Genomic DNA, 13,115 nt, shown 5'->3' on the forward strand with positions numbered 1-13,115 from the left:
GCACATTTTATGATTAAATTTGAAGATAGGATTGGTAGCCTATGAAAAATTTACACAAAAGTCTGTAAAGGGTCGATACCCACGGGTAAACCCGTGGTACTTATGCGGCAAAGCCGCTGCATAACGTTATTATGCTTTACAGATCTAATTCGATCTGAGCTAAATCCTGAAGACCTTGATGTTCAACATATTTTCTAATGATTTCTTCATCTACACCTACGCTACTTACAAAGTAGCCTGGTGACCATACAATATTTTCTTTCCAATAAACTTTGGCTAACCACTTAAAACGAGATCTTAGCTCAGAAGCTGTTTCGCTTTTTAATCTACCCATTACTGATGCTATACTATATCTCGGTGGAATTATCATAACCATATGTAAATGATCATTATCAAAGCCAATCGCTTCTAACATTACACCAGGCATACTTCTAATAAGCTTCGGTAACAGTTTCTTAATATACTCACATAAACCAGGATTTAGGATGCTTCGGCGATATCTGCATACCCACACCAAATGGTATTCTAATCGATATATACTTATATACTTTCATTTACACAGTATATCACCTTCGTGCTCATTCACCCACGGGTAAACCCGTGGTGCTCTGTCTACGACCGCATAGAAACTTATCATCGTAGTTTAAAACAAAATGTTAACCTTTCTAAATCTCCTACATCTGTAGTTAAAACACAGCTCAACCATATTGGCTTATCTATCGTAGCATTTACTGAGTTTGAAAAGCTAAAGTTAGCGTCATAGAAAAATCATTATGCCTTGAAAAGAAAAATGTTAGTAGCGGCTAACCAAGCTAGCTATAAAGAAATAGCTAACCTAAAGAAAAAATATATGATGGTCGCATAAAATGTAAAAGTCCGTAACTCCAGTTGCAAAATACAAAAATCTATTATTCTAAATAGCTTTTTAAAACTTACAACTTTTACGTAAGGTGAGTAATCATAAAGATCTAGTAAATATCACAAGATTGAACTTATTGATCGTTTTGGTAAGCTTCCTATAGAAATTATGCATCTTCTAAAAGTTGAACATATCAAGATAGATGCAATCAAATTAGGAATTGGTCAAATTAAAATGTTTGCTACTTCTGAGAAAATTAACTTTCTGATACAACTAAATTTGGTCCTCAGAAAATAATCAGTTAGCAAAAATGTTATAAAGAAAATTATTTTGAGATATTTTAAGCAGCTTTTCTATGACTTGCTGTTTTAACATTTTGAGGAACTTCACTAATAACTGATCCTTGCATAGGTAAACAATTTGTAATATTTATATCTATTACTTCTATTACATTTGCAAGTTTCTTAACTATCTTCTCAATCTTATCTTGAGTTCCATGAACAACAAGATTAAAGTGAGAAATACCTTTATTAGCTGTTTCAAATACAGTTAACTGCTCAATGTTTACACGATTACGTGAAAGAACAGAAGAAATTCTTTGTAGCACGCAAAGGGTATTTTCAGTATTCATTGTTATAAAATATATATTTTCATTCATAGCGCTACTCCTCTATTCCTAATTTAGTATTACTAATTGATTCACCAGCAGGTACCATAGGGAAAACATTTTCCTGATTCTCTACCATTACCTCAAGTAAGTATGAACTATCTGAGTTAAGAAATCTAGCTAAAGCATCTTTAAGATCTTTTCTTTCTTTTACTCTTTCACCTTCAATACCATACGCTTCAGCAACTTTAACAAAGTCAGGAGAAGATATTTCTGTATAAGAATACCTACTTTCAAAGAATAATTCTTGCCATTGACGTACCATTCCTAAGAAAGAATTGTTCAAAATCAAAATTTTAACATTAATTCCTTCTTGATTCAGTACAGCTAGCTCTTGAATATTCATCTGAAAACTACCATCACCTATCACAGCAACAACAGTTCTTTTATCCTTAACACCCATCTTTGCACCAATCGCTGCAGGCAAAGCAAATCCCATAGTTCCTAATCCTCCAGAACTAATATGAGAATTAGTTTCTAAGAACTGGTAATATCTTGCTGCGATCATTTGATGTTGTCCAACATCAGATACAACGATAGCTCTTCCATCTGTAGCTTTAGATAGCAAGCTTATAACTTCTGCCATCTTTATTTCACCAGAAGTAGGATTCGTTTCATCGTCAATGACGGCTTTAACTTCTTTTTGGTGTTCTGAGGCAAATACCTTATGCCATTCTTGGTGAGAGTTATTTGCTATATATGGTAATAAACAATTTAATGCTTCTTTTGCATCAGCATTTATGCCAATATCAGCTTTAACGTTCTTATTAATCTCAGAAGGATCTATCTCTATATGAATAATCCTAGCATTAGGTAGATAATGACCAAGATCTCCCGTAACTCTATCATCAAATCTCATTCCGACAGCAATTACCACATCTGCTTCATTACAAAGTACATTTGCCGCGTAATTACCATGCATTCCAAGCATTCCTTTATATAATTCATGATTATATGGAAATGCTGATAATCCTAATAAAGTACTTACTACAGGTATATTACCTTTCTCTGCAATTTTTAAAACTGCTTCTTCAGCTCCTGATAACATCACACCATGGCCAGTTATCATTATTGGTTTTTTAGCATTATTGATATATTCAGATGCTTTAAGAATATCATCCATATTTATAGTTGGTTTATGAAGCCATTTGCCAAACTTATTGCCAACAGCATCTTCATAATCCATCATACCAACTTGTGCATCTTTAGTAACATCAATTAATACAGCTCCTGGTCTTCCATTCGAAGCTATTTCAAAAGCTTTCTTAAAAACTTCTGGTATTTCATTAGGATCTGTTATTTGATAATTCCATTTAGTTGCAGCAACTGACATACCTATGATATCAGCTTCTTGAAAAGCATCTGTACCTAATAGTGGACTAAAGACTTGACCTGTAATACAAACTATAGGAACAGAATCTATCTGTGCATCTGCTATACCAGTAATGAGGTTTGTTGCCCCAGGACCAGATGTTGCAATTGCAACACCAACTTTTTCAGTAGCTCTAGCATATCCTACAGCAGCATGAACTGCGCCTTGCTCGTGTCTAACTAATACATGATGGACTTTATCTTTTGATTCATGTAGAGCATCGTAAGTAGGCATAATAGCACCACCAGGATATCCGAATATACAATCAACGCCTTCCGCTTGAAGTGACTTTACTATGGCTTGAGAGCCAGTTATTTTCATACTTTAGCACTCTCCTATCAATCTATTTTTAATTTTATTCAATTTAAATACCCAGTAAACATATACTAAGTATCCAGTATATTATAGTCATGGATTAGCTATATTTAAATAGAAAAGATGATTTTATTGATTTTTTTTATAAAAAATGGTACAAAAGATATTTCGTTTTAATCTAAATCCGTTACACAGCCTGTAGAAGCTGAAGAAACTGTTCTTATATATTTTTTAAGAGTTCCACGAGATGCTTTTGGTTCTGGTTGTTGCCATTTTGATTTTCTTTGTGCTATCTCTTGTTCAGATAAGTCAACATCAATCACATTATTGATAGCATCAATAGTGATTTTATCACCATTTTCAATCAAAGCTAACATTCCACCTTCAAAAGCCTCGGGGGCGATATGCCCAACAATAAAACCATGAGAACCGCCTGAAAAACGACCATCTGTAATCAAAGCTACATCTTGGCCTAATCCAGCACCCATTATTAAAGATGTTGGTTTAAGCATCTCTGACATACCAGGGCCACCTTTAGGTCCTTCATAACGAATAACTATTACATCACCTTTTTTGATCTTACCTCGCTCAACGGCAGCTACCATATCCTCTTCTGAATCAAATACATTTGCTACACCTTTAAAGATCTCACCCTCTTTACCAGTGATTTTAGCAACAGATCCTTCTGGAGCTACATTACCTTTTAAGATTTGTAAGTGTCCAGTTTTTTTAATAGGGTTATTTAAACTTTGAATGATTCTACCATCATCAGAAAGATCTGCTACACTTTCTAAATTCTCAGCTAAAGTTTTACCTGTTACAGTCAAACAATCACCATGAAGCAGACCTTCTTTTAGTAACATTTTCATCACCGCAGGAGTACCGCCAACAGCATGTAAATCAGCCATTACATATTTACCACTTGGTTTAAAGTCTGCTAATACTGGCGTTTTGTTAGCTATTTCTTGGAAATCATCTATATTAAGATCAACACCTACTGAACTTGCTATCGCTAATAAATGAAGTACAGCATTTGTAGAGCCGCCCATAACAGTGATCAATACCATAGCATTTTCAAATGCTTTGCGAGTCATAATATCTTTAGGCTTGATATCTAGCTCTAAAAGATTTCTGATAGTTTCCCCAGCTTTATCGCACTCTTGAACTTTTTCTGGCGATGTTGCAGGAGTTGATGAACTAAATGGTAGACTCATACCTAAAGCTTCAATAGCACACGCCATAGTATTTGCAGTATACATGCCACCACAAGCACCTGCACCAGGACATGCTTTTTTGATAGTTTCTTGGCGTTCTTGCTCTGTAATTTGACCAGATAAGCATGCACCATAACTCTGGAAAGCTGTAACAATATCAATTGGTTTACCACGCATAACGCCTGCTTGGATAGTACCTCCATAGATAACAAATCCAGGTCTATTAAGTCGACCTAAAGCCATCATACATCCTGGCATATTCTTATCACAACCAGGAATAGAAACCAATCCATCATACCAATGAGCTGACATTACAGTCTCAATAGAATCCGCAATAAGATCTCTTGATTGTAATGAATAGCTCATTCCATCTGTACCCATTGAAATACCATCACTAACCCCGATAGTATTGAATCTCATTCCTTTTAAATTATCTTTTTCAACACTATTTTTTACAAACTGTGCTAATTGATTCAAATGCATATTACATGTATTACCTTCATACCACACACTAGCAATACCAATTTGTGGTTTATGCATATCATTATCATCCATGCCTGTGCCATAAAGCATAGCTTGAGAGGCACCTTGAGATTTATCTTCTGTAAGACGTCTACTATATTTATTTAATATCTTTTTCATAATTTACTCACCTTTAGATATAGCTTATGCATAAGCAATATTATATGCGTCAATAAACGCTTCAACCGAAGCCTGTATTATATCAGGCGATACTGCTTTACCAATACTCTTTATACCTTCTTTCTCTAAACTCATCTCAACATAAACAACTGCATCTGCACCTTGTCCACGTATCTTAACCTTATAGTCTGTTAGGTTATAAATAATATTACTAGGGCATGCTCTACATAAAGCATTTAAAACTGCATCAACTGGTCCAACACCAGAGCTTGAAGCAAAATATAACTGATCTGCAATTTTAACTGTAACCTCTGCCACAGATTTTTGATCAAGTTCAACATTAACTTTAAATGATTGGACATCAAGGATATTTTTACTAATAGCATCAGTCATTTCTGTAGCATCTTGAATAATATCTTGAATATCAGAAACACTAATAGTTTTTCCTTTAACTAAGAATCTCTCTATTAACTCTCTAACCTTCGCCAAGAATGACTCATCATAATTAGCCCCAAACAACTCTCCTAGTGTTTTTTTGACTTCTTCTAGAGTTGGTAGGCTATCAAATACCACTTCGTTTTGCTCAACAAATAGCATTGTCTTATTGTCAAAGAAGTGACTGTTATAGAGTCTATCAAAATCCTCCTCAGAAGGATGTATAATTGGCGGTTGAATTGCTGATTTAAGCACAACATTTGGATCTTTAAGACCATCACCAGATAGTACACAAACTACTGTACTACCCTTTTGAAGCTTACCATCTTTGTATTTTTGAAGTAAATGAGCAATAGTTGATGCCGAAGCTAGCTCAACAAATAATCCTTCTTTTGTTGATAATAAGTATTGCGCCTCAAGCATTTTCATATCTGTAACAGCAGTTGACTCTCCACCAGTATTATAGATAGCATCTATAGCCTTATCACCATCAATAGGATATGGCACTGCTATTGCTGTAGCAATTGTATTAGCTGCTTTTAGAGGCTCAACTCTATTTTGATTTTTCTGATATGCTCTAGCTAGAGTATCTGCTCCAGTAGATTGCACACCTGTAAGCTTTGGTAATGAGTTAATAAAACCTAACTCTTTATATTCAGAAAAGCCTTTATAGTAAGCTGTCATATTAGTACCACACCCAATAGGTACTATCACCTCATCAGGTACTTGGAAAAGTAGTTGATCAACTAGTTCAAAAGCTGCTGTTTTTTGCCCTTCCACTCTAAAAGCATAATCCCCCGCAAGAAAGAAATCTTTTGATTTTGCAATATCAAAAGCTAACTTAGCAGCCGCATTATAACTTCCTTTTACCTGAACTATCTTACCACCATATGACATTACTTGAGCTAATTTTGATGTTGCAACACCTTCTGGCACGATGATAAAACAAGGCATTTTTGCTGCTGCTGCATAACAAGCACACGATGCAGCCATATTACCTGTTGAAGCTAAAACTATGCCTTTCGCGCCTAACTCTTTAGCAACTGTTATATCTACAGCAGATCCTCTGTCTTTAAATGATCCTGTAGGGTTTTTGCCTTCAACTTTGAAATAAAGATTTATGCCTAACTCTTTACCTATAATTTTACTCTTTAATAGTGGAGTTGGGGCTTCTCTAAGAGATACAAAACTTGATGGATCTTTTATGGGCATAAAAGGTATATATTTAGATAGACATGGAGATGCTTGATTAAAATAGTCTTTATTGATTTTTTTACTGATTTTATCAATATCCATCTGGATTTCCCAGGGCTCATTTTCTCCAGCAAAAACAAAACTGTCAGTAGAAACTTCTTCCTTTGTATAGAAATTTAGTATTTTGTACATTCTATAGAATTACCTCATAAATTTAATCATAGATTTATAAACTTACTTTATACTAATGCATTTTAATTAATAATTAAATAAAGTGTTTATGGTATTTTTTATTTCTCTTAAAAATATATTGAAAACGTGAACATATTTTTATTTTTACAAAAAGTTTTCTATTAAAAAATAATTATTAATTGCAATAAACTATCTTCTCTTATTATTTCTGCTTATGTAGCATGTTAAATTACAATTATTTGTTTAATGAGGTATTCAGCTATTTTATAATGCTCAAATTTACTAATATTATTCAAGAATCCCCAAAAAAGCGTAAAAGTACTGTTAGAAAAAAAGACTTTCATGAAATATATAAAGAATTTGCATCTAAAAAAGCTCTAGAACAAGCAAGTAGATGCTCCCAGTGTGGTATACCATTTTGTCAAGTTCACTGCCCCCTGAGTAATAATATCCCTGACTGGCTAAAGCTAGTAGCTGAAGATCGGCTAGAAGAGGCCTACCAATTATCACAATCAACAAATAACTTTCCTGAGATATGTGGTAGAGTTTGTCCTCAAGATAAATTATGTGAAGGTAACTGTGTTATTCAACAATCAGGTCATGGTACTGTTACAATTGGCTCTATAGAAAAATTCATAACTGAAACTGCATGGAGCAAAGGCTGGATAAAACCAATAAAACCATCAAAGGAAAGGTCTCAAAGTATAGGCATTATTGGTGCAGGCCCCTCAGGTTTAGTTTGTGCAGAACAGCTTAGAAAGTATGGTTTTCAAGTTATAATCTATGATAAATATGACCGTCCTGGTGGATTATTAGTTTATGGAATACCTAATTTTAAGCTAGAGAAAGATGTTGTTACAAGAAGAGTTCAGCTTTTAGAAAATAGTGGCGTAAAATTTGTTAACAATATAAATATAGGAATAGATATTACATTTGATGATCTAAGAGATAAGCACGATGCAATATTAATATCTACAGGAGTTTATAAGACAAAAGATATCAATATACCTAGAAATGATTTAAAGGGTGTAGTTCCAGCTTTAGATTTTCTAATAAATTCAAATAAAATTGGCTTTAATGATAATAACTTATCTATTAAAAATGAGCTTAACGCTAAAGATAAAGATGTCGTTGTAATAGGTGGCGGTGATACTGCTATGGACTGTCTAAGAACAGCTATTAGACAAAAGGCAAGGTCTGTTAAATGCATATATCGAAGAGATCGATTAAACATGCCTGGATCTTCTACAGAAGTATCTAATGCTAGAGAAGAAGGAGTAGAATTTATTTGGCTATCTAACCCTAAAGAATTTCTAGGCGAAAAACATGTCAGTGGTTTAGCTATTGAAAAAATGAAGCTAGGAGAGCCTGATAAAGATGGTCGAAGATCTCCTATAGCAATAAAAGACTCAAAAACAGTATTAAATACAAACATGGTTATCACAGCACTTGGTTTTGATCCTGAAGATTTACCTAAACTTTTTGATCAAGATGAACTTAGAATAACTAGTAGAGGAACGATAAACATCGATACTAAAACTATGCAAAGCTCTATTCCCGGAGTATTTGCAGCAGGAGACATAGTTAGAGGGTCCTCACTTGTTGTATGGGCTATCAAAGATGGTAGAGATGCTGCCAAATCAATTTTTGAATATCTTGAATCATTAGAAAATAAGGCATATAGCTGTGGAATTAAGAAATAAAAATCTAGAATTATTAAAAAACAATCATATCTATCAAGAGCAAATGGAGCATGATGCTTGTGGTATAGGTTTAGTTACTGCTATAGATGGTAAAAAATCTAGACACGTTGTCGAGCATGGAATTAATGCATTAAAAGCTGTTTGGCATAGAGGAGCAATAGATGCTGATGGTAAAACAGGTGATGGAGCTGGTATACATATAGAAATCCCACAAAATTTTTTCATTGAAAAAGTCCAAGCAATGGGTCACAAACCAGCAAATATTGATATATGTGTAGGAATGATTTTTCTTCCAAGAAATGATTATACTGCTCAAGAAAGTTGTCGAACAATTGTTGAGAGCATTCTAACCAAAAATAATTTCAATATATATGGTTGGAGGCATGTACCAGTAGATGCATCTGTTTTAGGTGAGAAAGCAGAAAGAGTAAAGCCTGAAATTACGCAAATTTTATTTTCTCATAAAGATAAAAGAGTCAAAGATAAAATCTTAGAAAAAAAACTTTATGTTTGTAGAAGAAAAATTGAGAAAATAGCATTATCTCAACATTTGAAAGACTTATATATATGTTCATTTAGTTCTAAATCTATAATCTATAAAGGAATGTTTTTAGCTGAGCTTCTAACTAGTTTTTACCCAGATTTAAAAGATCAAAGATTTGAATCAAGATATGCGATATTTCATCAAAGATTTTCAACAAATACTGCTCCAAGCTGGGATTTAGCACAACCATTTAGAACTATCGCTCATAATGGCGAAATAAACACCTTAAAGGGTAATCTTAATTGGATGAAAGTACATGAACAAAGCATGTTTACTAAAGAGTTTAATTCATTAAAAGATATTATCCCTGTTGTAGATTGTAATAAATCAGACTCTGCATCATTAGACAATGTCTTTGAACTATTAACAGTTTCAGGACATTCTGCACCTCTATCAAAACTAATGCTAATACCTGATGCCTGGTCCAAAAGTAGTACTATTCCAGAAGAGCATATGCAATTATTTAGCTTCCTAAACTGTACTATGGAACCATGGGATGGCCCTGCTGCTATCGCTGCAACAGACAATGAGTGGGTTATTGCATCAACAGATAGAAATGGGCTTAGACCCCTAAGATACACTATTACTAAAGATAATCTTTTATTTGCTGGTTCAGAAGCTGGCATGATAAAAATAGACGAAAATAATATAGTTAAAAAAGGTAATCTAGCGCCTGGTGAAATAATAGGTGTAAGGTTAGCTAAAGCTAAACTTTATGACAATAAAACGATAAAGGATTACCTAGCTAAGCAATATAAGCATCTTAGTAAAAAAGTCATAGACTTGGATGACCAAATAATAATAAATAATGAAAAGCATAATTTTTCTGGTAAAGATCTTTTACAAAGACAATTCGCACATGGATATAGTTTTGAGGATTTAGAATTAATTTTACAACCAATGGCTGAAGATGGAAAAGAAGCTATAGGATCAATGGGCGATGATACTCCTCTAGCAGTACTCTCTGATAAATATAGACCTTTATATCATTTTTTTAGACAAAATTTTAGCCAAGTTACTAACCCTCCTATAGACTCATTGCGAGAAAATAAAGTAATGAGCCTCAAAACAAGGTTTGGTAATTTAAATAATATTTTAGATTTTGATAATTTAACCAACGAATATATCTATGTTTTAGATAGCCCTATAATGTCAAACTCACAGTTTGAAAAATCTAAAGAGCTTTTTGATGGTAATTATAAAGTAATAGATTGTACATTTAATAGTAAAATGTCTTTAGATGACGGTTTATCTAAAGTTAAACAAGAATGCCAAAAAGCTATAACCGAGAACTACTCTCACCTGATTCTTTCAGACAAAAAAGTCTCTAACAATAATTACCCTATACCAATGCTACTATGTGTAGGAATGCTTAATAAACTACTAATAAAACTAAATAAAAGAGGTAGAGTTTCTATTAATGTACAAGTTGCAGATGCTCTTGATACTCACTCATTTGCAACTCTCATTGGAGTTGGTGCAACTACTATAAACCCTTATTTAGCGATAGATAGTATTTATGATCGCATACAAAAAAATCTAATAAATGATTTAAGTTTTGATGAGGCTGTTAAAAGATATATAAAAGCTATCAATTCAGGCTTACTAAAAATTATGGCTAAAATGGGAATATCTGTAATAGGCTCATATAGAGGTGGTGGTAATTTTGAAACTGTAGGTCTAAGCAGAACGATCGTTAATGAGTTTTTTCCTAATATAGTTTCTAGAATATCTGGAATAGGCTTAACAGGGATTGAAAAAAAGATAATAAAAATCAATAAACATGCATTCGATAATAACTTTGATAACATAATGCTACCAATAGGAGGTTTATATAGATATAGACATAATGGAGAAACTCACCAATACCAGGCAACATTAATCCATTTATTACAAAATGCAGTATATGTTAACTCTTATGAAAAATATAAAAAATATGCTAAAGGCATATATAGTTTGCCTGCTATAAACATCCGAGATTTAATTGATTTTAAAAATAGACAAGACTCTATTAGCATTGATGAAGTAGAAAATATTGAGAATATCTTATGTAGATTCGGAACAGGTAGTATGTCTCACGGGGCACTATCTAAAGAGGCCCATGAAACTTTAGCCATAGCAATGAATAGGATTAAAGGAGCATCTTGTAGTGGCGAAGGCGGTGAAGATTCAAAAAGATTCAAATTAATGAAAAATGGCGACAGTGCTAATTCTCGAGTTAAGCAAATAGCATCGGCAAGATTTGGTGTTAACTTAGAGTATTTAAATAACTGCAATGAAATTGAGATAAAAATTGCTCAAGGAGCTAAACCAGGCGAAGGAGGTCAGCTACCTGGATTTAAGGTAACTACTGAAATAGCTAGATTAAGACACTCAACTCCTGGTGTAACATTAATATCCCCTCCCCCACACCATGATATCTATTCGATAGAAGACCTTGCACAGTTAATCTATGATCTTAAACAAGTTAATCCAAATGCTAGAGTAAGTGTAAAGCTAGTTGCTTCTTCTGGCATTGGTACAATAGCTGCTGGCGTTGCTAAAGCAAATGCTGATATCATTCTAATTTCTGGACATAATGGAGGTACTGGAGCCTCGCCTCAAACAAGTGTCAAATATGTCGGAATTCCTTGGGAAATGGGTCTAACAGAAGCCAATCAGATTTTGACATTAAATAACTTAAGACATAAGATCACCCTAAAAACTGATGGGGGTATTAAAACAGGTAGAGATGTTGTTATTGCAGCAATGATGGGGGCTGAAGAGTATGGTATTGCAACAACTGCATTAGTTGCAATGGGATGTATCATGGTTAGACAATGCCACTCTAATACTTGTCCTGTTGGCGTGTGTACTCAAGATGAAGATTTAAGAAAAAGGTTTTCTGGTACCCCTGAAAAAGTTGTCAATTTATTTACTTTTATTGCTCAAGAAGTTAGAGAAATTTTGGCACAACTTGGTTTTCGTAAGCTAACTGATATTATTGGGCGTTCAGATTTACTAAAGCAAGTTAATAAAGGCTCTTCTAGCCTAGATGATTTAGATTTAAGTCCATTATTTATACAAGCTGATTCAGGCAGTAACAAAAGATATTGTGATAATCCTATAATTAACAAAGTCCCTGATACTCTTGATCAAAAAATATGGCCAGAAATAGAACAACGTCTAAATTCTTCCAAAAAGATCGATAAGGTATTTACAATTAATAATACCGATAGAGCGGTTGGGACTAGAATTTCTCATTATTTATTTAAAAGATATAGAGCTGAAATTTCTAAGAATCCTTTGATGCTAAATTTCCAAGGCTCTGCAGGACAATCTTTTGGTGCTTTTGGTATAGAGGGTTTAAAACTTATACTCGAAGGAGATGCTAATGATTATGTTGGCAAAGGCCTTTCTGGGGCAACAATAACTATTAAAAAGTCAAAATCTAGCAACTTAATATCTAATAAAAATACCATAATAGGAAATACCGTAATTTACGGAGCTATTTCAGGTAAGCTTTTTGCTGAAGGTGTTGCTGGTGAAAGATTTGCTGTAAGAAATTCAGGCGCTATATCCGTCGTAGAAGGTTGTGGCTCTAATGGCTGTGAATATATGACAGGAGGAACTATTGTTATATTAGGCAATACTGGTGATAACTTTGGTGCCGGTATGACTGGAGGAATGGCTTTTGTATATGATGAACAAAATACATTCATTAATAAAGTAAATTCTGAAACTGTTGTTTTTAATAGGATAAAGAGCCAATATTGGAGTAATTTTCTAAAAGATCTAATTATCGAACATTTTAAAGAAACTCAATCAAAACATTCTAAAAGAATATTAGATAGTTTTGATAATCTCTTAGGTAATTTCTATCAAGTTTGTCCTAAGGAAATGGTTGATAAATTAGAATTCCCTGGGTCTTTACAGATAATTGTGTAAATTTTAATTAGGTTATATATTTTAAATATAACAATAAGGGATTTACAGAAT

Annotated in this window: 8 protein-coding genes; 3 read left to right on the plus strand and 5 right to left on the minus strand. The window is 33.5% G+C overall.

Annotated features, from left to right (window positions below):
• Positions 1 to 136 precede the first annotated feature (136 nt).
• Positions 137 to 544, minus strand: coding sequence for an IS200/IS605 family transposase (gene tnpA, locus AB8E56_RS09635; RefSeq protein WP_329480521.1), 408 nt, complete (start codon positions 542 to 544; stop codon positions 137 to 139).
• 450 nt (positions 545 to 994) lie between these two features.
• Between tnpA and AB8E56_RS09640 the strand changes: the two genes are divergently transcribed.
• Complete coding sequence (locus AB8E56_RS09640) at positions 995 to 1,156, plus strand: TRCF domain-containing protein (RefSeq protein WP_369518646.1); 162 nt, start codon at positions 995 to 997, stop codon at positions 1,154 to 1,156.
• Positions 1,157 to 1,199: 43 nt separating this feature from the next.
• Here AB8E56_RS09640 and AB8E56_RS09645 read toward each other — a convergent pair whose 3' ends face one another.
• The 4 genes from AB8E56_RS09645 to thrC form a co-directional block, all read right to left on the minus strand.
• Entirely contained in the window at positions 1,200 to 1,517 is a 318-nt protein-coding gene (locus AB8E56_RS09645) for an acetolactate synthase small subunit (RefSeq protein ID WP_329480509.1), read from the minus strand.
• A gap of 4 nt (positions 1,518 to 1,521) precedes the next feature.
• Positions 1,522 to 3,219, minus strand: a complete 1,698-nt coding sequence (gene ilvB / locus AB8E56_RS09650) for a biosynthetic-type acetolactate synthase large subunit (RefSeq protein WP_329480511.1) — start codon at positions 3,217 to 3,219, stop codon at positions 1,522 to 1,524.
• Between the two features lie 167 nt (positions 3,220 to 3,386).
• On the minus strand, positions 3,387 to 5,069 hold the full coding sequence (gene ilvD, locus AB8E56_RS09655) for a dihydroxy-acid dehydratase (RefSeq protein WP_329480513.1): 1,683 nt from the start codon (positions 5,067 to 5,069) through the stop codon (positions 3,387 to 3,389).
• A 24-nt stretch (positions 5,070 to 5,093) separates the two neighbouring features.
• Positions 5,094 to 6,890 (minus strand): threonine synthase, encoded by a 1,797-nt coding sequence (thrC, locus tag AB8E56_RS09660; RefSeq protein WP_329480515.1) that lies wholly within the window; start codon positions 6,888 to 6,890, stop codon positions 5,094 to 5,096.
• A gap of 269 nt (positions 6,891 to 7,159) precedes the next feature.
• On the opposite strand from thrC, the gene AB8E56_RS09665 reads away from it, so the two are divergent.
• Positions 7,160 to 8,593 (plus strand): NAD(P)-dependent oxidoreductase, encoded by a 1,434-nt coding sequence (locus AB8E56_RS09665; RefSeq protein ID WP_329480517.1) that lies wholly within the window; start codon positions 7,160 to 7,162, stop codon positions 8,591 to 8,593.
• Positions 8,577 to 13,064, plus strand: coding sequence for a glutamate synthase large subunit (gene gltB / locus AB8E56_RS09670; protein WP_329480519.1), 4,488 nt, complete (start codon positions 8,577 to 8,579; stop codon positions 13,062 to 13,064). The genes AB8E56_RS09665 and gltB overlap by 17 nt, the downstream gene beginning before the upstream one ends.
• Positions 13,065 to 13,115 lie beyond the last annotated feature (51 nt).

It is taken from the genome of Francisella sp. 19X1-34 (assembly GCF_041102755.1).
Taxonomy (GTDB): domain Bacteria; phylum Pseudomonadota; class Gammaproteobacteria; order Francisellales; family Francisellaceae; genus Francisella.

What these genes read in the sequence shown, in the direction of transcription:
- AB8E56_RS09665 (WP_329480517.1), top strand. Translation starts at nt 7,160, where the DNA reads ATGCTCAAATTTACTAATATTATTCAAGAATCCCCAAAAAAGCGTAAA.
- ilvD (WP_329480513.1), bottom strand. Translation starts at nt 5,069, where the DNA reads ATGAAAAAGATATTAAATAAATATAGTAGACGTCTTACAGAAGATAAA.
- ilvB (WP_329480511.1), bottom strand. Translation starts at nt 3,219, where the DNA reads ATGAAAATAACTGGCTCTCAAGCCATAGTAAAGTCACTTCAAGCGGAA.
- AB8E56_RS09645 (WP_329480509.1), bottom strand. Translation starts at nt 1,517, where the DNA reads ATGAATGAAAATATATATTTTATAACAATGAATACTGAAAATACCCTT.
- thrC (WP_329480515.1), bottom strand. Translation starts at nt 6,890, where the DNA reads ATGTACAAAATACTAAATTTCTATACAAAGGAAGAAGTTTCTACTGAC.